At 68.8% G+C, this 25,021-nt stretch carries 24 protein-coding genes and 1 pseudogene; 15 read left to right on the top strand and 10 right to left on the bottom strand.

The window, feature by feature from the left end; genetic code table 11:
• Positions 1–137: 137 nt before the first annotated feature.
• Both J8I82_RS11995 and J8I82_RS11990 read left to right on the top strand, forming a co-directional pair.
• Entirely contained in the window at positions 138–1,106 is a 969-nt protein-coding gene (locus J8I82_RS11995) for a Bug family tripartite tricarboxylate transporter substrate binding protein (RefSeq protein WP_209757586.1), read from the top strand.
• 9 nt (positions 1,107–1,115) lie between these two features.
• Positions 1,116–2,306 (top strand): M24 family metallopeptidase, encoded by a 1,191-nt coding sequence (locus J8I82_RS11990; protein WP_209757585.1) that lies wholly within the window; start codon positions 1,116–1,118, stop codon positions 2,304–2,306.
• A gap of 246 nt (positions 2,307–2,552) precedes the next feature.
• Here J8I82_RS11990 and J8I82_RS11985 read toward each other — a convergent pair.
• Positions 2,553–3,506: pseudogene (locus J8I82_RS11985) on the bottom strand (NAD-dependent epimerase/dehydratase family protein); the annotation flags it as partial.
• Positions 3,507–3,610: 104 nt separating this feature from the next.
• Between J8I82_RS11985 and J8I82_RS11980 the strand changes: the two are divergent.
• Entirely contained in the window at positions 3,611–4,513 is a 903-nt protein-coding gene (locus J8I82_RS11980) for a LysR family transcriptional regulator (protein WP_209757583.1), read from the top strand.
• A 127-nt stretch (positions 4,514–4,640) separates the two neighbouring features.
• On the opposite strand, the gene J8I82_RS11975 is transcribed toward J8I82_RS11980, so the two are convergent.
• The 5 genes from J8I82_RS11975 to J8I82_RS11955 form a co-directional block, all read right to left on the bottom strand.
• Complete coding sequence (locus tag J8I82_RS11975; RefSeq protein ID WP_209757581.1) at positions 4,641–5,837, bottom strand: MFS transporter; 1,197 nt, start codon at positions 5,835–5,837, stop codon at positions 4,641–4,643.
• Between the two features lie 129 nt (positions 5,838–5,966).
• The gene (locus tag J8I82_RS11970) at positions 5,967–6,218 is read right to left on the bottom strand and encodes a hypothetical protein (RefSeq protein WP_209757579.1); all 252 of its coding nucleotides are present in this window, start codon (positions 6,216–6,218) and stop codon (positions 5,967–5,969) included.
• A gap of 39 nt (positions 6,219–6,257) precedes the next feature.
• The gene (locus tag J8I82_RS11965; protein WP_209757577.1) at positions 6,258–6,719 is read right to left on the bottom strand and encodes a MarR family winged helix-turn-helix transcriptional regulator; all 462 of its coding nucleotides are present in this window, start codon (positions 6,717–6,719) and stop codon (positions 6,258–6,260) included.
• A gap of 140 nt (positions 6,720–6,859) precedes the next feature.
• Positions 6,860–7,315, bottom strand: a complete 456-nt coding sequence (locus tag J8I82_RS11960; protein WP_209757575.1) for an Ohr family peroxiredoxin — start codon at positions 7,313–7,315, stop codon at positions 6,860–6,862.
• A 202-nt stretch (positions 7,316–7,517) separates the two neighbouring features.
• On the bottom strand, positions 7,518–8,429 hold the full coding sequence (locus tag J8I82_RS11955) for an adenylate/guanylate cyclase domain-containing protein (RefSeq protein ID WP_245179648.1): 912 nt from the start codon (positions 8,427–8,429) through the stop codon (positions 7,518–7,520).
• 200 nt (positions 8,430–8,629) lie between these two features.
• Between J8I82_RS11955 and J8I82_RS11950 the strand changes: the two genes are divergently transcribed.
• The 5 genes from J8I82_RS11950 (at position 8,630) to J8I82_RS11930 (ending at position 14,162) form a co-directional block, all read left to right on the top strand.
• Positions 8,630–9,070, top strand: coding sequence for a ferritin-like domain-containing protein (locus tag J8I82_RS11950; RefSeq protein ID WP_029044582.1), 441 nt, complete (start codon positions 8,630–8,632; stop codon positions 9,068–9,070).
• 157 nt (positions 9,071–9,227) lie between these two features.
• Positions 9,228–10,349, top strand: a complete 1,122-nt coding sequence (locus tag J8I82_RS11945) for an AI-2E family transporter (protein ID WP_209757573.1) — start codon at positions 9,228–9,230, stop codon at positions 10,347–10,349.
• 18 nt (positions 10,350–10,367) lie between these two features.
• Positions 10,368–11,942 (top strand): efflux transporter outer membrane subunit, encoded by a 1,575-nt coding sequence (locus J8I82_RS11940; RefSeq protein WP_209757571.1) that lies wholly within the window; start codon positions 10,368–10,370, stop codon positions 11,940–11,942.
• Positions 11,939–13,096, top strand: coding sequence for an HlyD family secretion protein (locus J8I82_RS11935; RefSeq protein WP_209757569.1), 1,158 nt, complete (start codon positions 11,939–11,941; stop codon positions 13,094–13,096). The genes J8I82_RS11940 and J8I82_RS11935 overlap by 4 nt, the downstream gene beginning before the upstream one ends.
• Entirely contained in the window at positions 13,086–14,162 is a 1,077-nt protein-coding gene (locus J8I82_RS11930) for a DUF2955 domain-containing protein (RefSeq protein WP_209757567.1), read from the top strand. The genes J8I82_RS11935 and J8I82_RS11930 overlap by 11 nt, the downstream gene beginning before the upstream one ends.
• A gap of 25 nt (positions 14,163–14,187) precedes the next feature.
• Here J8I82_RS11930 and J8I82_RS11925 read toward each other — a convergent pair whose 3' ends face one another.
• Complete coding sequence (locus tag J8I82_RS11925) at positions 14,188–14,991, bottom strand: BPL-N domain-containing protein (RefSeq protein WP_209757565.1); 804 nt, start codon at positions 14,989–14,991, stop codon at positions 14,188–14,190.
• Positions 14,992–15,048: 57 nt separating this feature from the next.
• Positions 15,049–16,059, bottom strand: a complete 1,011-nt coding sequence (locus J8I82_RS11920; RefSeq protein WP_209757563.1) for a LysR substrate-binding domain-containing protein — start codon at positions 16,057–16,059, stop codon at positions 15,049–15,051.
• 94 nt (positions 16,060–16,153) lie between these two features.
• Between J8I82_RS11920 and J8I82_RS11915 the strand changes: the two genes are divergently transcribed.
• From J8I82_RS11915 to ggt, 7 genes are all read left to right on the top strand, one after another.
• Entirely contained in the window at positions 16,154–17,359 is a 1,206-nt protein-coding gene (locus tag J8I82_RS11915; RefSeq protein WP_209757560.1) for a CaiB/BaiF CoA transferase family protein, read from the top strand.
• Entirely contained in the window at positions 17,352–18,491 is a 1,140-nt protein-coding gene (locus J8I82_RS11910; RefSeq protein ID WP_209757558.1) for an acyl-CoA dehydrogenase family protein, read from the top strand. The genes J8I82_RS11915 and J8I82_RS11910 overlap by 8 nt, the downstream gene beginning before the upstream one ends.
• Before the next feature lie 214 nt (positions 18,492–18,705).
• Positions 18,706–19,803 (top strand): PAS domain-containing sensor histidine kinase, encoded by a 1,098-nt coding sequence (locus J8I82_RS11905; RefSeq protein WP_209757556.1) that lies wholly within the window; start codon positions 18,706–18,708, stop codon positions 19,801–19,803.
• A complete protein-coding gene (locus tag J8I82_RS11900) occupies positions 19,800–20,465 on the top strand; it encodes a response regulator (protein ID WP_209757554.1) in 666 nt (221 codons plus the stop codon). Before J8I82_RS11905 ends, J8I82_RS11900 begins: the two co-directional genes overlap by 4 nt.
• Before the next feature lie 135 nt (positions 20,466–20,600).
• The gene (locus J8I82_RS11895; RefSeq protein ID WP_209757552.1) at positions 20,601–21,869 is read left to right on the top strand and encodes an amidohydrolase family protein; all 1,269 of its coding nucleotides are present in this window, start codon (positions 20,601–20,603) and stop codon (positions 21,867–21,869) included.
• Positions 21,870–21,896: 27 nt separating this feature from the next.
• On the top strand, positions 21,897–22,433 hold the full coding sequence (locus tag J8I82_RS11890; protein WP_209757550.1) for a DUF1097 domain-containing protein: 537 nt from the start codon (positions 21,897–21,899) through the stop codon (positions 22,431–22,433).
• 91 nt (positions 22,434–22,524) lie between these two features.
• Positions 22,525–24,243, top strand: coding sequence for a gamma-glutamyltransferase (ggt, locus tag J8I82_RS11885; protein WP_209757548.1), 1,719 nt, complete (start codon positions 22,525–22,527; stop codon positions 24,241–24,243).
• Positions 24,244–24,254: 11 nt separating this feature from the next.
• Here ggt and J8I82_RS11880 read toward each other — a convergent pair whose 3' ends face one another.
• Complete coding sequence (locus J8I82_RS11880) at positions 24,255–24,479, bottom strand: DUF3820 family protein (RefSeq protein ID WP_063240740.1); 225 nt, start codon at positions 24,477–24,479, stop codon at positions 24,255–24,257.
• An 80-nt stretch (positions 24,480–24,559) separates the two neighbouring features.
• On the bottom strand, positions 24,560–24,946 hold the full coding sequence (locus J8I82_RS11875; RefSeq protein ID WP_209757547.1) for a hypothetical protein: 387 nt from the start codon (positions 24,944–24,946) through the stop codon (positions 24,560–24,562).
• Positions 24,947–25,021: the final 75 nt, after the last annotated feature.

The following is a 25,021-nucleotide window of genomic DNA, read 5'->3' as shown; positions in this document are numbered from 1 at the left end:
CCGCGCAAAGTCAGGATCGCATGGATTTCGCGAAAATTCAGCGTAAACCCTGATTTCACCCCATCGTGTACCACGTGGTACAGTCACGTCGACGCCCCGATGGCCGGGGCGGCCTGGTGAACGATTCAGGGTGCAATATGGACCGGCGACAACTACTGGCATGGGCTGCCGGTACCGCGGTGGCGATGACGCTGCCGGGTATCGCGCAGGCGCAGAGCTTTCCGATGAAACCCGTGCGGCTGGTGGTGCCGCAGGCCGGCGGCACCGGCAACGACGTACTGGCGCGCGCGCTGGCCGAGAAGCTCGGCCAGGCCTGGAAGCAGCCGGTGGTGGTGGAGAACAAGCCCGGCGCCAACGGCACGCTGGCAATCCAATACGTGCTGGGCCAGCCGGCCGACGGCTACACGCTGTTCTTCGCCGGCGTTTCCAACCTTGCCTTCAATCCCTTCCTGTATCCGAAGCTGCCGTACAGCCCGTCAAAGGACCTGACCGGCGTGGCGATGCTGGCCAACTCGCCGTTCGTGTTTGTCGCGGCGCCAGCGCTCAAGGTCGACACGTTCCAGGACTTCGTGCGCATGGCCAAGGGGCGGCCGGGCGAAATCAGCTTTGCCTCGGGCGGTATCGGCAACTCCACGCACCTGGCGATGGAACTGGTGGCCGAGCGCATCGGCGTGCGGATGCAGCATGTGCCCTTTAACGGCGCCGGCGGCTCTACCAGCCTGATGACCGGGCAGACGCCTGTGATGATGAATGTGGTTGCCGGCGTGCAGCCCTTTATCACCGGCAAGAAGCTGGTGCCGCTGGCCGTGACCGGTGACAAGCGCCTGCCCGCGCTGCCGGGCGTGCCGACCTTCAAGGAACTCGGCTACGACGTGCAGGTGCCGGGCTGGTACGCCATCGTGGCGCGCGCCGGCACGCCGGCAAGCGTGGTGCAGCAGGTCAACACCGACATCAATCGCGTGCTGGACGATCCGCAGTTCAGGGAGAAGCTCGGCTTCCAGTTCCTCGATGCGATCAAGGGGCCGCCGTCGGAAGTCGAGCGCTACATGAAGCGCGACGCCGAGACCTGGGGCCCCATCATCAAGCGCCTGAACATTTCCCTCTGAGAACCTGCCATGCCACATCTGACCAAGGCAGTACACGACGACCGGCTGTCGGCCATGCAGCAGCTGATGGACAGGCTGCGCGTGGACGCGCTGGTATTCGGCACGCCCGATTTCTTCCAGTACGCCACCAATTTCCAGCTCGACGTCTGGCCGTGGGAGCGGCCCGTGTTCGTGGTCGTGCCGCGCAACGGCGAGACCTTCGCGGTGATGAACGAACTGTCGATCAACCACATGCGCTTTGCCATCGAGAAGGGCACGGTCTGGCTGCGCGATGTCACCTGGTATGCCGAGCACCCGCGCGTCACCAACCGCCTGCCGCTACCCGCGCAGCTGCCTGAGGTGGTTGCCGCATTGCTGGCGGCGAAAGGGCTGGGCATGTCGCGCATCGCCGTCGACGTGCCGCATTCCATCCTCGCCGGCGCGCAACGCCACCTGCCCGAACTGATGCTGCGCCCGTCGCTGGCCGAGATGCGCAGCCTGCGCTGGGTCAAGCATGCGGAAGAACTGCAGGTGATGCGCGAGCTGGGTGCGCTGACCGACTGGGTGCAGGACCGCTACCGCGAGAACATCCGCCCCGGCCGGCTGGTGCAGGAACTGGATCACGCGATGGCGGCGCTGATGGTGGAGGAAGCGGCCAGGCGCTTCCCGGGGGAGGATTTCGACATCCTCAAGTGCTGGACGCTGACGGGTCCGGCCTCGGCCTCGCCGCACGGCGACGGCGCCGCGTGCGGATCGCGCGTCGCCGCGGGCGACACCATTGTCAACCTGATACTGCCGCGGCTGAACGGCCTGTATGTCGAGAACGAACGCACATGGTTCTGTGGCCGGCCCGGCGACGAACAGGCACGTCTCTACCAGGTCGCGGCCCGCGCGACCGACGCCGCCGTCGCCGCCGCGGTGCCCGGCCGGCGCGTCTGCGACATGGACGCCGCCGCGCAAGCGGTGATCGAAGCCGCGGGCTGCGGACAGTACGTGTTCCACCGCACCGGGCATGCGGTCGGGCTGCTGCTGCACGAGTATCCCGAAGACATGGCTTTCAACACGCGCGCGCTGCTGGCGGGAGAGGTGTATTCGTCGGAGCCGGGGCTGTACGTCTACGGGCTGGGCGGATTCCGGCTCGATGACACCGTCATCGTCGGGGAGGAGCCGGAGGTGATCGTAAAGACGCCGAAGACGCTGGAGTACGCGGCGGTCTTGTAGGGCCCGGTAGGGCAGAGCCGCGCCAGATGCCTGCGCCTTCTTTTCCCGACGCTGTCATGGCGGCGTGATAACGTCGCGCGAGGCAAATTCCATGTGAAGGGAGCAGGCATGCAAGCGGGCATTGTCGAGGCGGGCTATGGATCGGACCCGGTCGGCCTGGTCAGCGGTTTTCTGTTCGCGCCCGGCGGAGCCGTGCGCGAGATCGATTCGCGGGGCGCTGGGCGTTCCGCAAGCAGGCAGGTCAGGGGCGCGCCGGCCAGGCTGGCATGCCGCCAGCGTCTGCCGGATGCCCTCGGCGTACGGCGTCTTGCGGATCGGTCCGATCAGCCGCTGTAGCGCGGCATCGTCCAGGATCAGCGGATCGGTCATCAGGTAGTGCATCTCGACCAGTTCGCGCATGAACGGGTTGAACAGCCCGAGCAGGCGCAGCATGCCCTTGCCGGCGATGCGCAGCTTCAGCTTGCGGCCGGTCTGCCTTTCCATCTCCGACACCAGTTCGCGCTGTGTCGTGACGCCGGCGCCAGCCAGGTGCCAGATCCTGCCGAAGGCCGCCGGCGTGCCGGCCAGGCGGGCGACGACCGGACCGACATCCGGCACATAGACGAACTCGTGCGGCGCATCGATCGGCCCGATCAGGTCCGCGGTGCCGCCACCTGCGGCAGCCTGCGCGGCGCGGTGCAGCAGGCTGGCCTGCACGCCCGGACCGTAGAAGTCGGGCAGCCGCAGCACCGTGGCGCGGATGCGGCCGGCGGCGTCGGCCTGCATCAGCAGGTCTTCCTGCGCCTTGCGCATGCGGCCCTTGAAGGTATGCGGCGCGCGCGGGTGGTTCTCGCTGACCGGATTGCCGCCCTGGACGCGCCCATACGGGTAGACCGTGCCGATCAGGACGAACTGCCTGACGCCGGCAGCGACCGCGCCATCCAGTGTCTTGCGCAGCAGTTCCGGGTGCAGATCGAAGCGCCAGTAGTCGACGCCGACCATGTAGACCAGCGTGTCGATGCCGCTCGCCGCGGCCTGGATGGAGGCCGGCGATTCGGGATCCCACGTGACGATCCCGGCGAGCGGGTCGGCCCCGAAGGCCTGGCGCAGGCGCGTCGCATCGCGGCCGACCACGCGGTACGGCTCGCCCCGGCTTGCCAGCGCTGCGGCAATGCTGTGGCCGATGGCGCCGGCGGCACCAAAGAGCGCGATCCTGGACATGGGATTCTCCTTTGCATGGGTACTGCCGTGGTTTGATGCAGGCCAGTTTGCGGCCACCGGAGCAAAAAGAAAATTACCTATAATCGGCTGGTCGCTAAACAAAAATGCATAGCATGGCCGGCGAACCGAACTGGGAGTGGTACCGCACCTTCCTCCACGTGCTGGAAACCGGCTCGCTGTCGGCCGCCGGGCGCGCGATGGGGCTGACGCAGCCGACCGTCGGCCGTCATATCGACAGTCTGGAGGCCGCGCTGGGCCTCAAGCTCTTCACCCGCTCCTTTGACGGCTTCGCCCCCACCGACGCCGCGCACACACTGCGGCCCTATGCCGCCGGGCTCGCCGCCACGGCCGCGGCCATGCGGCGCGCCGCCAGCGGGCACGGCGCCGGCGTGCGCGGCACGGTGCGGCTGTCGGCGAGCGAAGTCGTCGGCGTCGAAGTGCTGCCGCCGATCCTGGCCGCACTGCGCGAAGCCCATCCGGCGCTGGAGATCGAACTGGCGCTGTCGAACCGTGTCGACGACCTGCTGCATCGCGAAGCCGATATTGCCGTGCGGATGTTCCGGCCCGAGCAGGATGCGCTGGTGGCGCAGCGCGTCGGCGGCATCGAACTGGGGCTGCATGCGCATGAGCGGTACCTGGCGGCGCACGGGGTGCCGCAGTCGCTGGAGGAACTGCCGGGCTTTGCCGTGATCGGTTTCGACCGGGAGACGCTGTTCATCCGCCGCTTGCTGGAGCGCTTTCCGGCTTTGTCGCGCCAGCGCCTGGCCTTTCGCGCCGACAGCGACCTGGCCCAGCTGGGCGCGATCCGCGCCGGTTTTGGCATCGGCGTGTGCCATTGCGCGCTGGCGGCGCGCGACCCGCGGCTGGCCAGGGTGCTGCGCAGCGAGTTTTCCGTGGCGATGGATACCTGGGTAGCGATGCATGAGGACTTGCGCGGCAGTGCGCGCTGCGCTGTGACCTTTGCCGCGCTGGTGACCGGGCTGCGCGGCTACGCGGAAGGGACGTAGCCGCAGCGCCGATGCGGCCTTGCTGCGGGGTCACGCCGGTGGCCTTGCTGCCAGGCCGCCCCGGGCCGCTTGCTGCGCGGCCATGTGGTCGAACTGCCGTGGCGCCCGTGAACGGTCGCCGGCCACGCTAGCCGGAGCGAGCCTGCTGGCGCAAGTTGCGAGTGCGGGCGGCGAGATAGGGCAGGTTTGCCGTGACGAAGAGCGCCAGCAGCAGCGCGCCCGCGCTCCATGCGAGCGCCGGCACCCACGGCATCAGGCTGGCCAGCACAGCGCCCCTGGCGGCGCCCGTCGCCACCATCGCAATGCGCAGGAAAGCGGCGATGGCGAGCACGGCAAACACCAGTCCGGCGAGCCTGCCTTCGCGGCCCACATGCCCGGCATCGAGCGCGGCATTGGCCGCCGCGCCGAACATGATGCCCCACATGCCGCCGGCCAGGCATTGCGCGGCCAGCACCGCCTGCAGCGAAGCGGCGCCAATGAAGCCGGACAAAGCCAGCGTGCCCAGCACCGATGCGGCGAGCAGCAGCACGCAGGCAGGAAAGCGCCGCAGCCATGGCGTCTCGGGCAGCAGCACGCACAGGGCGAAGCCGATCCAGAACGCCGGCATCACCCGCACCAGCTCGGTGCTGGCAACGAAGCGCAGGTAGGCCGGTCCCGAATTGATCGCGGTGTGGACCTGGAAGCCCAGCGCGAGCAGCCAGACCGCCGCGAACAGCAGCCACAGGCGCCGCGGGCCGGCGCTGGCAGTCGGCGCCGCGTTGCCACGCTGGCTTGCCGGCGGCGGTTCAACCCAGCGCAGCGCCGCCACGGCCAGCACCAGCGCCGCACTGGCAGCGGCGAAGGGGATCAACGGCGAAGCCTCGCGCAGCCGCGCCGTCAGCACTGGTGCGACCGCGCCGGCCAGGCCGATGCCGAGCAGCGACACCAGTATCAGGAACGAGGAAGCCGATCCCTGCAGCCGTCGCGCGATGATGACCATGGGCGGTGCGCGCAAGGCCGAGGAGGTGGCGGCCCATAACGCGGTCAGGGCAAGCAGCAGCACAGGCGAGGAAGCCGAAGGCAGCAGCACGAACGCCAGCGCGGAAACCACCGACAGCGCCAGGATCCAGCCGCCGAGCCGGCGCATGCCGTTGGCGACACGGTCGGCGGCGATGCCCAGCGCCAGGTCCATGGCGACGAAGATCACCTGGTCCATCACCAGGATCCACGCGACGTGCGCGCGCGGGATGCCGGCCTGCGTGGCCAGTTGCGGCAGGAACGCGACGTAGAGGGTCCACGTGACCGCCAGCAGGAACTGCACGGAACAGAAGATCAATGCGCGCATGCTGCCCACCTTGCCCGGTGTTTTTCCTTCGAAGGATAGGGCAAGGATGGGGTAAAGCCCGGGGGTAATCCGGGGGTAATCCGGGGGTAATGCCGGGGGTAATGCCGGGGGTAATGCCGGGGGAGGGGCTCAGTAGTCGCTGAGCTTGTCGCCGTTGACCTCGACGAGCTGGTCAAGCCGCAGCGCCTCGCCCGAGCTGAGCGAGACAAACTCCTCCCGCTCGCGGCTGAAGACATCGGTGATCGTTGCCGTCACTTGCTGCGCAGCGCCATCATGGTCGCGATAATGGATTACGGCGGGCCGGCGCACGGTGGCCAGCGCTTCGAGCCGATCGTGGAATTCGCAGCTGATCGGGATGTACGGGGTGGATGCGTGGGTCATGTCAGTAGCTCGCAATGCAGGGCGGTCGCCGGCGCGTTTTCAGTCGCCGGGCCTGACCGACCGGATCAGGTTGTTGCGCAGCGTCGCCACCGCCTTCTGCAGGCGTGCGAACTCGTCCGGCGCCAGGCCGGTGGCGCCGGCCAGGCTGCCTTCGAGGCGCTTTTCGCGCAGGCGCCGCCCGTTGCGGGTCAGGCTGACCCGCACCTGGCGCTCGTCCTCGGGATCGCGCTGCCGCTCGACGTAGCCCATGGCTTCGAGCTTCTTCAGGATCGGCGTCAGCGTGTTCGATTCCAGGAAGAGCTTCTCGCCCAGGCTGCCCACGGTCTGGTCGTCTTCCTCCCATAACGCCACGATGGTGATGTATTGCGTGTAGGTCAGGCCCAGCTGTTCGAGGACGGGCTTGTACGCCTTGCCGAATGCCAGGTTAGCGGAATAGACGGCGAAGCAGAGGAAATCGGACAACTTGGGGTCCGCAGCAGCGGCCTTGTCGGTGGCTTTCATGGTCTGGCTCCCGTGTCTGGATGTGACGCTGCGGGAAATTATAGGTCGTATGCGATTGTATCGTAGATGCGATAACCGGCCCGGACCTATGGGCGCCGGTCCGCGCCCCGGGGGGTACGGACCGGCGCCGCGCGCCTGCGTCAGCCGGTGATGACGTTGATCGCCACGTCGATGTTGCCGCGCGTGGCCTTGGAGTACGGACAGATTTCATCGGCGGCATGCGCCACCGCCGTCGCCACGTCGTGCGGCACGCCGGGCATGCGCACGTTCAGGCGGGCCTGCAGCAGGTACTCGCTGCCGGTCTGGCCCAGGTCAACCTCGATCTCGACGGCAAGATCGGAGGGCAGCGTCAGCTTGTGCGTCTTGGCCGCAAGTGCCACCGCGCTGATGTAGCACGCCGACCACGCACCGGCGAACAGCCGCTCGGCGGTGGGATGCGCGTCGCTGCCATCGAAGACATGGGTCGGGTTGGCCTCGGTGCCGGGCGACGACAGCCGCATGTCGACGGTGCCGTCATGTCCGCGGGGCGTGTTGCCGGCGGCGCTGAACGTGGTGTAGGTCTTGCCGCTGGCCAGGACTTTGGCGATCTTGCTCATGGTGGGGTTCCTTTCGGTGGGGTTGGGCTTTTATAATCGTATGAGATTTAATCGCATGCGATATATGTCGGCAAAAAACAACCAGCTCTCGCTGATCTGTCGCAAGCGTTTAAATCGCATGCGATGGAAAGCATGATGGGATACGGAACAACTGAAGTCAAGGAGAATTTCCACGCTATCCTGCAGCTGTGCGGTGACCGCCTCAGTCTTCCTCGACAAAGAACTCGATCGCCTCCTGGCCGGCATCGCCGGGCGGGGAGAACGTGATCCAGCCGTGGCCCCGCAGCGTGATCTCGTCACGGCGCAGCATCAGGCTGTCTTCGCCGTCGATGCGGACATGGGTGCCGTTGGAGCTGCGGTCGATCAGCACGAAGCGGCCGCCACGCGGCTCGACGGTGGCCTGGAAGCGCGACACCTGCCGGTCCAGGATGACGATGCTCATGGTGGAGTCCCGGCCGATGGTCAGCGGCGCCGAGGTGGCGTCCATCTCGAACAGGGTGTCGCGGTAGCGCAGCGACAGGAACAGCGAACGCCGCACGGCGACGTCCGCCGGCGCGACCAGGGTCAGCTCGGTGTTCTGCTGCCAGATCGCCTCGTACAGCTCAACCAGCTGGTGCTTGCCGCGCACCTGGATCGGATACAGCGCGCGCGTCATCTGCCGCAGCGGTGCCGACAGCTGCTCCACCGCATGCTTGCTGGTGATGATCTGCCCGCGCGAGGCCAGCTTGACCAGCCGCGCTGCCAGGTTGACCGTGTCGCCGAACACGTCGCCGCCCTCGTCCGACAGGATCGGGCCATGGTGGAAACCGATATGGATCGACAAGGCAAAGCCGGCGATGGGCGCCAGCCCTGCCACGCCTTCCTGCATGTCGAGTGCGGCCTGCATCGCATGATCGGCGGCGGGGAACAGCACCATGATTTCGTCGCCGATGGTCTTGACCACGCGCCCCTGCGCCAGCGCGGCGCGTGTCTTCATCAGCCCCAGGCAATGGCGGATCGCGGCGAGTGCCACCGCATCGCCGGCCTTGTCGTAGAGCCGCGTGCTGTCGCAGATGTCCGCGAACATCACGGCGCCGTCGCATTGGTCGGCTGGCGAACCTGGATCCTTTTGCATCACCGGCGATGTTGTCAGTTTTCCGGGCGGGCCGCGCCCGGCTACCTCAGGCGCGCGCCACGTCTGCATGATAGGAATTCCAATGCCGGATTGCTGCCCCGCACGCGTTTGCAGCCAGTGCGCGAACGCTCAGGTGTGGCGCGGCGCCGACTAGAATGAATCAGCCTGCTTTTGTCCCTGCAACCCGTGAGGAAGATGCCATGGCGGAAATCGAGAAAGACAAGGTCGTCGGGGTGCTGAACCAGATACTGGAAGCCGAACTCGCCGGGGTCGTGCGCTATACGCACTATTCTTTCCTGGTGTTCGGCTTCGGCCGCATCCCCGTGGTGTCCTGGCTGCGCGAACAAGCCAGCGAATCGTTGCTCCATGCGCAGCAGGCCGGGGAGTGGATCACCACCCTGGGCGCGTATCCCTCGCTCGGCATCGCCGCGCTGCTGGACAGCCACACCACCGACATCGGCACCATCCTGCGCGAATCGCTGGCGACCGAGCGGCAGGCGCTGGAGCTGTACCGCCAGCTGCTGGCCCTGGTCGAGGGCCGCTCGGTGGCGCTGGAAGAATATGCGCGCGAGTCGATCCAGCTGGAAGAACTGCACGCCGGCGAGGTCGAGAAGATGCTGCGCAAGCCCGGACAACCGTAAGCCTGTGCGTGCCCGGGCGGGCACGCGCCTGTGGTCCGGGTGACGAAAAGGTTGCCCGAGCACCCTCGCTCGCCTAGACTGGATTGCGGCCGGCGCTGAGTACAAGGCTGGCGTACCGATGTGAACCTTTGCGGCTTGCACCCGGGGGAGTCGATCGATGTTGCCTACGCCCATTTCCGAGAAGGCGCTGTCCCGCGGGTTGCTTGACGTCCTGATCCGCGCCGGGCTGATCGCCGTCCTGGCGGTTTTCTGCTTCCAGATCTTCCACCCGTTCGTCGATCTGCTGCTGTGGTCGGTGATCCTGGCGGTCACCATGTACCCGCTGCAGGTCAGGCTGCGCGCGCGGCTGGGCGGCCATGACGGGCGCGTCGCCACGCTGATCGTGGTGCTGGTCCTCGCCATCATCCTGGTGCCCACCTACCTGCTGGGCAACGCCCTGGTCGAGTCCGTGGAGAACGCCATCGCCATGATCAGGGACGACCGCGTGCGTATCCCGATGCCGGCGGAGTCGGTCGCCGCCTGGCCATTCGTCGGGGAGCGGCTCTACGACTTCTGGCTCCAGGCCGCCACTGACATGGCCGCGGTGATGGAAAAGCTGATGCCCCAACTCAAGGGCTTCAGCCTGGCGCTGCTGGGCAAGCTCGCCGGCGTCGGCGTGGCCCTGCTGGTCCTGCTGTTCGCGCTGATCATCGCCGGCATCATCATGGCCTATGGCGAGGAAGGGACGCACAGCGCCAGGCAGATCGCCTCGCGCGTGTTCGGCCCGGAGCGCGGCCCGCGGCTGGCCATGCTGTGCACCGCCACCATCCGAGCGGTGGCGCAGGGCGTGGTGGGCATCGCCTTCATCCAGATGCTGCTGATCGGCGTCGCCTTCGTGATCAAGGGCATTCCCGGCGCCGGCCTGCTGGCGCTGGCGGTGCTGCTGCTCGGCATCATGCAGCTGCCCGCGACGCTGATCACCATTCCGGTGATTATCCTTGTCTTTGCCGCCGAAGGTGCCACCGGGGCGACCGTGGTATTTGCCGTCTACACCTTTATCGCCGGACTGGCCGACAACGTGCTCAAGCCGCTGATGCTCGGCCGCGGCGTGGACGTGCCGATGCCGGTGGTGCTGATCGGCGCGCTGGGCGGGATGGTGACAGGCGGCGTCATCGGGCTGTTTATCGGCCCTGTGATGCTGGCCGTGGCCTACCGGCTGTTCTGGCAATGGGTCGAAGACCAGCCGCCACCGCAGCCTGCCCAGCCGGTGCACGAATCGATCGAGCAGACCGCGGAATAGCGCAGGCCGGTTCGCCTCATGCCCGTCCGCAACCGGCCGAACGGAATGCTGCTGGCCGGCGTGCTGTGCCTGGGCGCATGCGCGCGGGTGGGGCCCGACTTCCAGCCGCAGCGCGAGGCCTGGACGCCCACATGGGACAGCCCTGCGCTGCAGGGCGCCACCGAGCAGCGCCCCGCCCCCGACCTGCGGCAATGGTGGCAGATATTCGGCGACCCGACGCTGGAGCGCCTGATCGCCGAGGCCGATGCCAACAACGCGGGACTCCGCATCGCCGGCCTGCGCGTGATGGAAGCGCGCGCGCAGCTCGGCATCGCCCAGAGTGGCCGCTACCCGCAGCTGCAGCAGGTGAGCACCGACGCGTTGTACACCTCCACCCGCCAGGCCGGCGGGCGCAACCCGCAGAACAGCCGCTTCTGGCAGTTCAGCGCGGGCTTCGACATCGGCTGGGAGCTGGACTTCTGGGGGCGCTTCAGCCGCGCCATCGAATCGGCCGATGCCGCATACTTTGCCGCGCGCGCCAACCACGAGGATGTGCTGGTGCTGTTGCGCGCCCAGATGGCCGAGACCTACTTCGCGCTGCGCACCGCCGAGGCGCGGCTGCGCATCGCCCGCGACAATGCCCGGCTGCAGCAGCGCAGCTATGAAATCACCGAGCGCCTGTTCCGCAGCGGCGAGACCGACGAACTCGACCTGCAGCAAGCCAAGACGCAGTACCTGGGCACGCTCAGCAGCATTCCCGAGTTCGAGGGCCAGATCCTGCGCACGCGCAATGCGCTCGCGGTGCTGGCGGGCCACCCTCCCGGCGCGCTGCCGGAGCTGCCCGACCTCGCGGAGCGGGAAGGGGCCCTCCCGCTGATCGACCGTGCCGTGGTGCAGGACGTGCCGGCCAGCCTGCTGGTGCGCCGTCCGGATGTGCGCGCCGCCGAGCTGCAGATCGCGGCGCAGTCCGCGCTGATCGGCGTGGCCGAGGCCGATCTCTACCCGTCGCTGTCGCTGCTGGGCAGCATCGTCTGGTCCGCCGGCACGCTGGCCGGCACGCCCAACACGCTGGCGCTGGTCGGCGGGCCCAGCCTGCGCTGGAACGTGTTCGACTATGGCCGTATCCGCAACAACGTGCGGGTGCAGGACGCACGCCTGCAGCAGCTGATCGTGGCCTACCAGGACGCGGTGCGGCAGGCCGCGCGCGAAGCCGACGATGCCGCCAGCGGCCTGCTCAAGTCGCTGGAGCGCGAACGGATCCTGCGCGAAGGCACCGTTGCCGCCAACCGTTCGCTGTCGCTGGCCAACTCGCTCTATCGCGAAGGCTATTCCGACTTCCAGCGCGTGCTGGACGCGCAGCGCGCGCTGGCGGCCCAGCAGGATGCCTACGTGCTCAACCGCAGCAGCGCCGTGAGCAACCTGATCGCGCTGTACAAGGCGCTGGGCGGCGGCTGGCACAGCGAACTGCCTCTGGTCGACCCGGCGACGCGCCAGCAGATGCAGCAGCGCACCAACTGGGGCGACCTGTTCGACGAAGCCGGGCGGCCGGCCGCGCCCGACGGGGCGGGCGTTCCGGCGACACCGCGACAGGTGTCCAACGTGGAGGACCGATGAGCGACACGCCACAGCCTGCAGCAGTTCCGCCGCCGCCGGCGCAGCCACCCGCGCCCCCGCCGCCCGCAGCGGCACCGGCGGCCGATCCGGCCAGGAAAGGCATCCGCTGGGTGCTCGTGCTGATCGCCGTCAGCCTGGTGTGGTACCTGCTGGCGGACCGGCTCACGCCCTATACCCAGCAGGCACGCGTGCAGGCCTTCGTGGTGCCGGTGGCGTCGGAGGTGGCGGGTCGCGTGACGCGCGTCCCTGTGCGCAACAACCAGGACGTGGCGGCCGGCACGGTGCTGTTCGAGGTCGACCCGCAGCACTACCGGATTGCCGCCGACCGCGCGCGCGCCGACCTGGAGTCGACACGCCGGCAAATCGGCGCCAGCACCGCCGGCATCGAATCGGCGCAGGCGGCGCTGCGCGCGGCGCGCGCCAACGAGGTCAAGGCGCGCCAGGACAGCGAACGCCTGGAGCGCCTGTACCGCGAAGATCAGGGCACCATATCGCTGCGCCGGCTCGAGATCGCGCGTGCCAGCCTGGAAGCGGCTACCGCACAGGTGGCCGCGGCGCGCGCCGAGGTCCAGCGCGCGCGCGAGCAGGAAGGCGGCAGCGCGGAAGACAACGCCAAGCTGCGCAGCGCCGCCGCCGCGCTGGAAAAGGCCGAGCTGGACCTGGCCAATACCAGCGTGCGCGCGCGCTCGGCCGGGCTGGTCACCGACCTGCGCACCGAGACCGGCCAGTTTGCCGCCGCGGGGCATCCGGTCATGACGCTGATCACCATCCACGACGTGTGGATCAACGCGGAGATGACCGAGAACAACCTTGGCCACGTGGTGCCCGGCACGCCGGTGGCGATCGTGCTGGATTCGCTGCCGGGGCGGATCTTCACCGGGCGCGTGCGCAGCGTCGGCTACGGCGTCAATGTCGGCGGGCCCCCCACGCAGCCGGGCAGCCTGCCGACGGTGCAGAACAGCCGCGACTGGCTGCGCCCGGCCCAGCGTTTCCCGGTGACGGTGGAGTTCGATCCTGGCCAGTTGTCGTCGCTGCGCGGCGTGCGCGTGGGCGGGCAGGCGGAAGTCATGGCGTTTCCGACGGAAGGCAATCCGCTCAACCCGCTCGGCCGCGCCTTCCTGTACCTGATGAGCTGGCTGTCCTATGTCTACTGAGGGCACGGCTCAGGCCCCTTCGGCACGGCCGCCGCCTTCGCCGCCTTCGCCGCCTTCGCCCCGTGCCCGGCGCGCGCTGCGCCTCGCCACCGGCACCGCGCTGTGCCTGGCCGCCAGCTTCGGCCTGGGCCTGCCGATCCCGATGCTCGCGCCAGTGCTGGCCATCTTCCTGCTCGCCAGCATGAACCGCCCGCTGGCGTTCAAGGCCGGCGTGGGCCTGGCGCTGGTGACGATGCTGACCACCGGCAGCGGCCTGCTGCTGATTCCCTTGCTGCGCCACTATCCGGCGAGCGGCGTGCTGCTGACCGGCCTGTGCCTGTTCCTGGCATTCCGCTACGGGCTGCGCGGCGGCAACAACCTGGTGTCGACCTTCCTGGTGGTCGGCCTGACCATGATCTCGTCGGCAGGCACCTTCGACTTCGGCCTGGCCGTGACGGTCATTGCCGCGCTGGTCAAGGGGCTGCTGCTGGCGGTGCTGGCGCTGGCGCTCGGGCACTGGCTCTTTCCCGAGCCCGCAGGCGTGCCGCCGGCGCCCCCGGCCAGCGCGCTGCCGGACGACCTGGCGGCATGGGTGGCGCTGCGCGCGGCGCTGGTGGTGATGCCCGCCTTCCTGCTCACGATGACCGATCCCACCACCTACATGCCGATCATCATGAAAGCGGTCAGCCTCGGCCGGCAGAGCTGCACCACCTCGGCGCGCAACGCGGGCCGCGAGCTGCTGGGCTCGACGCTGCTCGGCGGCCTGCTGGCGATCGCGTTCTGGGGCGCGCTCAGCCTGTTCGTGCACCTGTGGATGTACTTCCTGTGGATGCTGCTGTTCGCGCTGCTGGTGGCGCGCAAGCTCTACGGGCTCAGTCCCACGCGCCAGGCGCCGGGATTCTGGCTCAATACGCTGGTGACGCTGGTCATCCTGCTGGGGCAGTCGGTGCAGGACAGCGCGGCCGGCAAGGACGTCTATACCGCCTTTGTCGTGCGCATGGGGCTGTTTATCGGCGTCACGCTGTACGCCTGGCTGATGATCGAGCTGCTTGACCAGCCGCGCGCCATGCGCAGAACGGCCCGCTGATAGGGGCGCGGCCTTCGATCTCCTTCTACCCCAGCGCCAGCCCGCCATGCGCCAGCAGCTGGCGGAAGACCGCCAGCTGGGTAGCGCCGGTCTCGGCCAGCCGGTGGCACACGTGGACATGGGCATCCATGTCGCTGTGGCCGCGCAGCGCGTCCTTGCACTCGCGCTCGGAGATCTCCAGGTGGACCCCCGTCAGGATGGCGCGCCCGTAGCCGACGCGCGCGGCCACGATCGCCGGCGGCGTGCCGGCCATGCCCGTGTAGACCGCCAAGACCTGCGTATCGGGACCGGGCTCGCCCCCGAAATCGAACAGGCAGCCGCCGTGGTAGTGCGTGTAGAGCGAGACCGGCGCCGGCGTCAGGTGGCCGGTGGTGCGGATCTCCACGGCGGCGGCGGTGCGCGGCGTGCCGTCGTAGAGGCGCCCGCCGGTGAGGTCCGGCAGCGAGCCGACCGCCACCGCGTCGACAAAGCGCAACTCGCGGGCGCCGCAGATCGCGCCCGAGGTGCCGGCGTGAAAGGCAAGTTCGCGGCACGCGTAGTAGGCGCCGGCGCAGATGCCGAGGTAGACGCCGCCCCGTTCGACAAAACTGCGGATGCGCGCATTGGGTGCGCCATTGAGCGCCGCGCAGTAGGGCAGGTCGGCTCCGCCTGGCATGACAAACATCACCGCGTCGTCGAACAGCGTGGCGTCGTGGCGGATATCGTCGGCCATGACCGCGCGGATTTCGTAGGCGCCGGCCTGCAGCTGGTGGCCGATGGTGCGCATCAGGCAGGCGGTCCAGTCAGAGGCGCCGGCGTCGACATAGGTCAGGATCTGGGGCTTGGACATGCTGGTTGTGGCGATTTGCTCGGGGTGGTGCGGGCAACGCCCCCCCTGGCTTGCTTTCTACCTTAGTTTTCGCGCTGGCGCAGTACCGGATTTCCCCGGAGCGTCAGTGCCAGACTTCTGCCTGCGCGCCGGCGCAGCCGTCCGCGCCGCCATCGTTTCGCGTACGGCTTCGCGCACGCATTGCGCCAGCAGCGCCGCGGCGCGCGTCTGGCCGGTGCCTGCCTGCGCGATCACCAGCGGCTGGCGCACTGTTTCTTCCAGGATCGGCTTTTCCACGACGCTGGCCGGCTGGCCTGACGCTGGCGCCTGCGTGATCAGCAGCGCCGAACCCAGGCCGTTCGCCACCATGCTGCGCGCCAGTTCCAGCGAGGTGGCGCGGTAGCGCACCTCCGGCTGCAGGCCGAACTGCCAGAACGGCGCCATCAGGAATTCGCGGCTGTGCGGCAGGTCGATCAGGATCAGCGGCTCGCGCGCCAGCGCGTGCAGGGAGATCGCGGCCTTGCCGCGGGCCAGCTTCGAGCCCGCCGGCACCAGCCCGTAGGGCCGCAGTTCCGCCAGCACCTCACGGTCGATCTCGGCAGGCAACCCCACGTCGTAGGTCAGCGCCAGCTCGATCTGGCCTCCGCGCAGCCAGTCTTCCAGCTGGGCCAGGTCGCCTTCGACAAAGCGCACGGCGAGCCGGGGATAGCGCTCGCGCGCCACGCGCAGCACTGCCGGCAGGTAGGCCGGCGCCAGCGTGCGGAACACGCCGATGCGCACCTCGCCGGCGTCGCCGTCGCCGCGCTGGTCGATCTCGAAAGCCGTTGCCGCGCCCAGGATCTGGCGCGCTTCCGCCAGCTTGCGTGTCCCGAAGCGGGTCAAGGCCAGCCTTGTGCCCGCATCACGGGCGAACAGGGCTTCGTCGAACAAGGCTTCCAGCTCGCGGATGGCGACCGAGATGGAAGGCTGCGAGACGTTCAGCAGCCGTGCCGCGGCCGTGGTGCTGCCGGTTTCCGCCGTGGCGGCGAAGTAGCGCAACAGGCGCAGCGAGATGCGCGAGGAGCGCGACGAAGTTGGCTGCGATGCCATCAGAAAATCCTATAGGTGCTACTCGAAATCAATATTTTACTTGATAGCCTGCGCTGCGCAGAATCGGCCCACCAGCCTCTGGAGGAGCAAGACCATGACGCAACCCAACCTGCCCGATTCGCCCGATTCGCCCGATTCGCCCGATCTCCCGCTAGCCGGCCTGCGCGTGATCGATTTCTCGCGCGTGCTCGCCGGCCCCTATTGCACCGCGCTGCTCGGCGATCTCGGCGCCGAGGTCATCAAGGTGGAGCCGCCCGGCGGCGACGACTATCGCGCGGTCGGTCCTTTCGCCGACGGCAAGAGCGGCCTGTTCTCCGCGATGAACCGCAACAAGCAGAGCATCGTGATCGACCTGAAGACGGAGGATGGCCGGGATGTCGCCCGCGCGCTGTGCCGCGGTGCCGACGTGGTGGTGGAAAACTTCCGTCCCGGCGTGGCGGACAAGCTCGGCATCGGCTACGCCACGCTGCGCGAACTGAACCCGTCGCTGGTCTACGCCAGCGTGTCGGGCTTCGGCCAGACCGGCCCGGAATCGCACCGCCCGGCCTACGACATCATCCTGCAGGCGATGTGCGGGCTGATGGACGCCACCGGCGCGCCCGACGGCGCGCCGACCATGCTCGGCGAAGCCGTGTCCGACGCCGTCAGCGGCCTGTTCGCCTCGTGGGGCGTGCTGGCCGCGCTGCTGGCGCGCGAGAAGACAGGGCGCGGCACGCATGTCGATGTGTCAATGTTCGACGCCACGCTCAGCCTCAGCGCCACGCTGGTCGCGCGCTACGCGGCCACCGGGGCGGCGCCGCGGCGCGTCGGCAATCGCCATCCGTCGTCGGCGCCGTTTGGCGCGTATCGCGCCGCGGATGGCTTCTACGTGGTGGCGGTGCTGAACAACAAGCTGTTCCAGGCGCTCGCCGACGCCATCGGCCAGCCCGCGATGGCGCACGACCCGCGCTTTGCCGATGACGAGACGCGGTGCCGCTTCGAGTCCGAACTGCGCGCCATGCTGGAGAGCTGGTCGGCTGCGCGCACCGTCGCGGAGGTGAACGCAGTGCTCGGCGCTGCCGGCATCCCGGTCGCGCCGATCCGCAATGTCAGGGAAGCGCTGGAAAGCGAACACGCGGCGCATCGCCGCCTGCTGACCGAGGTGCCCGACACGGGCGGCGGCACGGTGCGCCTGCCATCGCAGCCGGTCAAGTTTTCCGCCTACGGCGCCAACCGCGTGACGCCCGCGCCGGCACTGGGCCAGCACACCGAGGCCATCCTGGCCGCGCACGATTTCGACAAGGAGAAGCAACATGCATAAGCGAATGGGCGTCGAGGCGGAAGACCTGGAGATCGCCGAAGCGATCGGCCGCTTCGCGCAGAGCGAACTCGCTCCGAACGCCGCCGAAGTGGACCGCGCCGAAACTTCCACCACGCGCTACGTGCCGCAGCTTGCCGAACTCGGCCTGATGGGCATGAACCTGCCGGAGCGCTGGGGCGGCACCGAGACTTCGCCGGTCGCGCTGATCCTGTCGCTGGCCGAAGTCGCGAAGGCCTGCGCTTCGACCTCGTCGATGATCGGGGCGCACTACCTGGCCACCGACTCCATCCTGATCGGCGGCGACGACGCGCTGCGCGAACGCTACCTGCCAGATGCCGCCGCCGGCCGCAAGCTGGGCGCGTTCGCGCTGACCGAGCCACGCGCCGGTTCCAACCCGGCCGACATGGCCACGCGCGCCACGCCCGAAGGCGACGGCTACCGCCTGCGCGGCGTCAAGCATTTCATCTCCAACGCCGACGCCGCCGACTTTATCGTTGTGTACGCCAAGACCGATCCCGCGGCCGGCACGCGCGGCATCAGCGCCTTCGTGGTGGATCGGCACAGCGCCGGCGTGGAGGTCGCGCCCGCCGAGAAGCTGATGGGCATCCGCGGCGCGCCGGCCCACGAGGTGGCGCTGGACTGCTTCGTCCCCGCCGCAAACCGGCTGGGACCGGAGGGCAGCGGCTTCCGCACCGCGATGAAGGTGCTCGACAACAGCCGCCTCGACGTGGCCGCCACCAGCCTCGGCATCAGCGAAGCGGCACTGGCGTGCGCGGTCGACTGGGCCAGGCAGCGCCAGGTCGGCGGCGAGCCGCTGGCGCGCAAGCAGGGCCTGCAGTGGATGTTCGCGGACATGCGCACGCGGCTGGAAGCGGCCTGGTTGCTGACGCTGCAGGCCGCGGTGCGGCGCCGCGACGGCGAGCCTTTCACCGAGCATGCATCGATGGCCAAGCTCTATGCCTCGGAGACGGTCGCCTTTGTCACCGATACCGCATTGCAGATCCACGGCGGCTTCGGCTTCACGCGTGAGATGCCGCTGGAGCGGTTGGTGCGCGATGCGCGCATCCTGCGCATCTACGAAGGCTCGTCGGAGATCCAGCGCACGGTGATCGCGCGCGCGGTGCTGGGGTAAGGGACGCAGGGAGGGCGCCCCACGACGCCCGCCCGCATCCGGCGATCCCGCCCATTCAGGAAAACGACAAGGGCGCCGCCGCCCGCCGCTGGTTATAGTCAGCGCTGGGACAGGGGCGCAACTCATGCGCAATCGACATGAATGCATGCGCGTCCCGAATCAATCCGAATGACCGGAGCGGCGGGGCGGCGGACGGCCCTGCAAAAGGGGAGCCATGGATGTCGAACTGCAGCGGGCCATATTGAACAACATCCCGGACCAGGCCTGGCTGAAGGACGCCGGCTCGCGCTACGTGCTGGTCAATGACGCCTTCATGGCCGCATGCGGCCGGACCGAGGCCGAGATCGTGGGCAGCACGCCGGACCAGGTCTGGTCGGCGGAATGGGGTCGGGTCTACCTCGATACCGACAAGGCGGTGGTCGACAGCGGCGAGCGCCATCGCTACGAGGAGAGCCGGCATGGCAAGGACGGCAGCGTGCGCTGGTTCGACACCATCAAGATGCCGATCCGCAACCCGCGCGGCGAGGTTATGGGCACGGTGGGGATCTCGCGCGATATCACCGACCGCAAGCGCTCCGAGCAGGAACTGCTGGCCTCGCGCGCGCAGCTGCGCGAACTGTCCGCGCACCTGCAATCCGTGCGCGAGGCCGAGCGCACCCGTATCTCGCGCGAGCTGCACGATGAGCTGGGGCAGTCGCTGACGGCGCTGCGCCTGGGGCTCAGTTTCATCGAGGCGCAGCAGGGGCCGGCTGCCGACGATGCGTACCGCAGGCACGTGCAGATGCTCAAGGAGATCGCCGACTCGACCGTGGAAGCGGTGCAGCGCATCGCGGCCGACCTGCGCCCGCCGGTGCTGGACGAGCTGGGGCTGGCCTCGGCGATCGACTGGCTGATCGAGTCCTTGGCGGAGCGCACCGGCATTGCCTGCGAAAGGGCGCTTGAGCCAGTGGCGGACCTCGGTGCGGAAGTCAGCACCGCGGTGTTCCGGATCGCACAGGAAGCCCTGACCAATGCCTGCCGCCACGGCCAGGCCGATCGCGTCCGCGTCGAATTGTGCGAGGTGGGTGGCAGGCTGCGGCTGGTGGTCGCCGACAACGGCTGCGGCATCGATGCCTCCGTTACCGGCCGCCGGCGCAGCCTGGGTTTGCTCGGCATGCGCGAACGTGCGCTGATGCTGGGCGGCAAGCTGGTGGTGACCAGCAAAAAGGGCCACGGCACGCACATCGAGGCGCTGATTCCGCGTGACGCCGGCGTTGCCGGGGCTATCGAGGCTAGCGAGGCTACCGGAGCGACCGGAGGAGACACCAGATGATCCGCATCCTGCTGGCCGATGACCACACCATCATCCGCGACGGGCTGAAGAAAATCCTGTCCACCGTGCCGGACATGCAGGTAGTGGCCGAGGCCGCCGATGGCAATGAACTGCTCGCGCTGCTGCGCGCCGGCTTGCCGGACGTGCTGCTGCTGGATATGTCGATGCCGGGCCGCAGCGGCATCGTGCTGATCCAGCAGCTGCAGGCCAGCTATCCGGCGCTGCCGGTGCTGGTGCTGAGCATGTATCGCGAGTCGCAGTACGCGGTGCAGGCGATCCGCGCCGGCGCCGCCGGGTACCTGACCAAGAATGTCGAATCGGACCAGCTGATCGGCGCCATCCGCAAGGTGGCGCGCGGCGGCACCGCGGTGTCGCCCGCGATCGCCGACAAGCTGATCGGCCAGGCGCGGCAGCTGGCGGTGTTGCCGCATGCGCGGCTGACGGCGCGCGAACTGCAGGTGTTCCAGATGCTGGCCGAAGGGCAGGGCATCAATGAGATCGCGCTGACGCTGTCGCTCAGCGGCAAGACGGTCAGCACGCACAAGGCCAACATCCTGGCCAAGCTGGAACTCTCTTCGACCGCGGGCCTGGTGCACTACGCCATCCGGCACGGGCTCCTGGCGGAAGCGGGAGAGGTCGGCGCGGCGAGCCATATCCCATAGCATGGTGCAGCGCAGCTAGGCCGATCCTTAGGTCGAATTCAGCCGATCCTGATGCAGCCGGCACGCGCCGGCACCTACGCTTCAGGTCACGGGGCAGCGGCTCCGGCAGAACGACAAGACCTGAGGAGACACGCCATGCAGCTGGACCTGCTGATCCGGGATGCGTGCGTCCGCGACGACGCGCCCCTGACCGATATTGCCATCCGCGACGGGCGCATTGCCGCCATCGAACCCGGCATCGACGCGCCGGCGCACGAAGTGATCGAAGCCGGCGGCCGCGCCGCCATCCCGGGCCTGGTGGAACCGCACCTGCACCTGGACAAGGCGCTGCTGCATCGCCGGCTGCCCGCCCGGCTGGGCACGCTGGACGAGGCCATCCGCGTCACCGGCATCCTGAAATGCAAGCAGCAGCGGCACGATGTGCTGGACCGCTCGCGCCAGGTGCTGGACATGGCGGTCAGGCATGGCACCGTCGCGATCCGCGCCCATCCCGACGTCGACCTGATCCAGGGGCTGATCGGGGTGGAGACGCTGCTGGAGCTCAAGGCGGAGTACCAGGACCTGCTCGACCTGCAGATCGTGGCCTTCCCGCAGGAGGGCATCCTGAAGTCGCAGGGTACGCGCGAGCTGATGATCGAGGCCATGGACATGGGCGCTGACGTGGTCGGCGGCTGCCCGTACAACGAGCTGAGCTGGACCGATACCGTGCGCCATATCGACATGGTGTTCGAGCTGGCGCAACGCTATGACGCGCCGGTCGACATGCACGCCGACTTTGCCGACGACACCGCCGACCAGCGCTTTGCCGCGGTGGACTACATCGCTCGGAAGACCATCGAATGCGGCTACCAGGGCCGCGTCTCGCTGGGACATGTGACCAGCCTGGGCGCACTCGACACGGCGCAGCTGGAGCCGCTGGTGGCGCAACTGCGCGAGGCCGGCATCAGCATCGTGACCCTGCCCGCCACCGATCTGTACCTGGGCGGGCGCAAGGACGCGCGGAACCAGCGCCGCGGGCTCACGCCGGTGAAGGCGCTGCATCACGGCGGGGTCAACGTGGCCTATTCGTCCAACAACATCCGCAATGCCTTCACGCCGTTCGGCAAGGCCGACATGCTGCAGATCGGCAACATGCTTGCGCACGTGGCGCAGTTCGGCGTGCCGGAGCACCAGCTCGCGGTGCTCGGCATGGGCACGCACAACGCCGCGCGCGCGATCGGGCTGCAGGACAGCTATGGCCTGGAAGCGGGCCGGCAGGCCGATATCGTGATCCTCGACACCTTCAAGGTGGCGGACGCGCTGATCGACATTCCGCCGCGCCTGTGGGTGGTCAAGCGCGGGCGGATCACGGTGGTGACGCAGCACCGCTGCGACATCCGCCGGCACCGTTGCTGCGCGCACTGAACCGCCCCAATCCACAAGGAGACGATCATGAAGAAGCTGCCCGCCGAAGTCGTGGCCTCGCTGCTGGCCATCACCACCGTTCCCATTGCCGCGCATGCCTCGCACCTGCCGCCGTGGGCCATCTTTATCAGCTGGGCCGCGACCTTTGCCATGGGCGGGCCCACGCCTGAGAACCTGAAGAAGATCTGGCCGACCTTGCCGGTGGGGTCGCTATTCGCGTTCGTGATCGTGCTGTGCTTCCGGCAGGCCGCCGAGCAGTTCTCCGGGCCGGCGCTGATCGTGGCGGAGATGGTGATGCTGTTCCTGCTCAACGCCGGCATGATGTTCCTGGCGCGCGCCTTCTACACGCTGCGCTTCATTCCCGGGATGTTCTTCGGCTTTGCCTCGTACTTCGCCACGCTGTTCGGCGGCTTCGGGCCCACGCCGGGCGATCCCGTCGCCGCGCTCGGTGCCGTCGTCGCCATGAATGCCATGGGCCCGGCCTATGCCTGGATCAAGGCGCGCTACTCGGCGCCGGAAAGCCTGGTCGAGCGCCCATGGCAGGCGCACAAGCGCGAGGCCTGAGCCGCTTCGCATCTTCATCATCATCGCGGCTGCCCGCGCGGCGACAGCACGGCGCAGCCGGTTACGGGGAATGGGCATGGAATACGGCGGCATGGAACATGCGATTGAAGTTGATCCCTGCGGCGGCACCTCGCGCAGGGCTTTCCTGGCAGGTTCGGCAGCGCTGGCGGGCAGCACGATCCTCGCGCCGGCAAGCGCCGAGGCGGCGCAGGACGCCGCGCCCACGGCGCGCAGCGGACTGGCGCATTCGGATGCAGGCATGGTCACCAGCCCGCATGGGCTCGCCAGCCAGGCCGGGCTGGAAGTGCTGAAGGCCGGCGGCAATGCGATCGAGGCCGCGATTGCGATCGGCGCGGTACTGAGCGTGACCTATCCGCATTTCACCGGGCTGGGCGGCGATGCCTTCCTGGTGATCAGCGACCGCGACGGCAATGTGCGCTCGTTCTCCGGGATCGGGCAGGCCGCCGCCGAAACGCCGGGCTACAGCGGCACAATACCGTTGCGCGGGCCGGGTGCCGCGCTCACCGCGGCCGCGACGGTCGCGATCTGGGACCGTGCCTTTGCCTTCAGCAAGAGCCAGTGGGGCGGTACCCAGTCGTGGTCGAGCCTGCTGGGGCGTGCCACCGAGTACGCCGCCAACGGCTTCCCGGTCACGCCGTCGCAATGCTTCTGGCAGGAGTTCCGCGCCGCCGACCTGCCGGGCTGGGGCGGCTTCGGCCGCGTGTTTGCCCCCGACGGACGCATGCCGAAGCCGGGCGCAATGTTCCGCCAGCCCGAACTGGCGCGCACGCTGGACCGGCTGGCAACGCAGGGCGGACGGGAGTTCTATGAGGGCGACATCGCCGGCCGGCTCGCGACAGGGCTGGCGCAGGCGGGCTCGCCGTTGCGCGCCAGCGACCTGGCACGCTGCGAGGCGCGCGAGGAAGTGCCGCTGCGCGTTGCCTACCGTGGCGGCGAACTGCTGGGCCTGCGTCCGCCCACGCAGGGCGTGACGACGCTGGAGATCATGGGGATCCTCGATCGTTTCGACCTGTCGGCCATCCCGGAGGGCAGCGCCGACTACTATCACCTGCTGGTCGAAGCCGTGAAGCTGGCGTTCCTGGATCGCAACCGCTACGTTGCCGATCCCGATTTTGTCGACGTGCCGGTGGACCGGCTGCTGTCGCGCCGGCACCTGGATGCGCAGGCGCAACGCATCCGCATGGCGCGGGCCATGCCGTGGCCGCATGCCTACCAGCACGGCGATACGGTGTATATCGGCGCGGCCGACCGCGAGGGCCGCTGCGTCAGCATGCTGCAGACGGTGTATTTCGACTGGGGCAGCGGCGTGGTGGTGGGCGACACGGGCGTGCTCTGGCACAACCGCGGCGCGTCGTTCAGCCTCGATCCCGCCAGCCCCAACGTGTTGCAGGGCGGCAAGCGGCCCTTCCACACGCTGAACCCGGGCATCTACCTGAAGAACCGCCGCCCGCGGCTGCTGTACGGCACGCAAGGCGCCGACGGGCAGCCGCAGACGCTGGCGGCGGTGCTCACGCGGATGATCGACTACGGCATGGACCCGCTGACCGCGCTCGGCCGGCCGCGTTTCCTGCTGGGCAAGACCTTCTCGGACAGCCGCGACAGCCTCAAGCTGGAGCAGGACGCCGGCAGGCAGGTGTTCAGTGAACTGGCGGCGCGCGGCCACCAGCTGAGCCCGATTCCGGCGCAGAGCCAGCTTGCCGGGCATCCGGGCGCGATCAGCATCGGACCGAAAGGGCAGCTTGCCGGCGCGCACGACCCGCGCAGCGACGGCCGCGCGCTGGGACTGTAGGCGGCGCGGTGCTAGCCGCGTCCGCGCAACGGCTTCAGCAGATGCGACAGCCCGTTGTGGTCGAGCTCGTGCATCAGCGCCAGCAGCCCGCCAATCTCCCCTGGCGGGAAGCCTTCGCGGGCGAACCAGTTCAGGTAGTTGCCAGGCAGGTCGGCGATCACCGTGCCCTTGTGCTTGCCATAGGGCATGGTGACGCTGACCAGCCGCTTCAGTGCGTCGGAATCGAACGGAGTCATGGTAGCGTCCAGTCGGCAGGGCGCTACGCTACCACAGCTTGCGCGCGCCGCAGGCGCGCGGGACGCACGGGAGCCTGGCGTCAGGCGCCGTCGAGGAAGGCGCTGCGCTGGCCCAGGCGGCTGCCGAGTGCGTCGGGGGCCAGGCTCATGCTGGCGGGATCGACGGCGCTGGCAGGCGCGGCGGCCTGCATGGGATCGACCGGGGCCGGGGCCATGCCCGGCTGCGCGGGCTGGCCTGCCGGTGCGTACGGGCTGGCTGCGCCCGGGGCCTGCGCGACCTGGGCGGACGGTGCGGTGGCCGGCATGGCCTGCATCGGTTGCGCGGACGCCGGCTGGGTGGCTTGCATCGGTTGCGTGGCTTGCATCGGCTGGGCCGGTTGAAGGGGCTGGGCCTGCTGTGCGAACAGCGGGTAGGACGCGACCATCGCGCCAGCCATCAACAGGGATTTCGCCAGATGTTGCTTCATGCGTGTACCTCCAAATTAGCCTTCAGGCATGGGAAGGGCCACTTTAGCGCCGAGGCACCTGACATTCTGTTTGTT

The organism is Cupriavidus consociatus, from assembly GCF_017814975.1.
Classification (GTDB): Bacteria; Pseudomonadota; Gammaproteobacteria; order Burkholderiales; family Burkholderiaceae; genus Cupriavidus; species Cupriavidus consociatus.
This window is presented reverse-complemented; position numbering and strand designations above follow the sequence as displayed.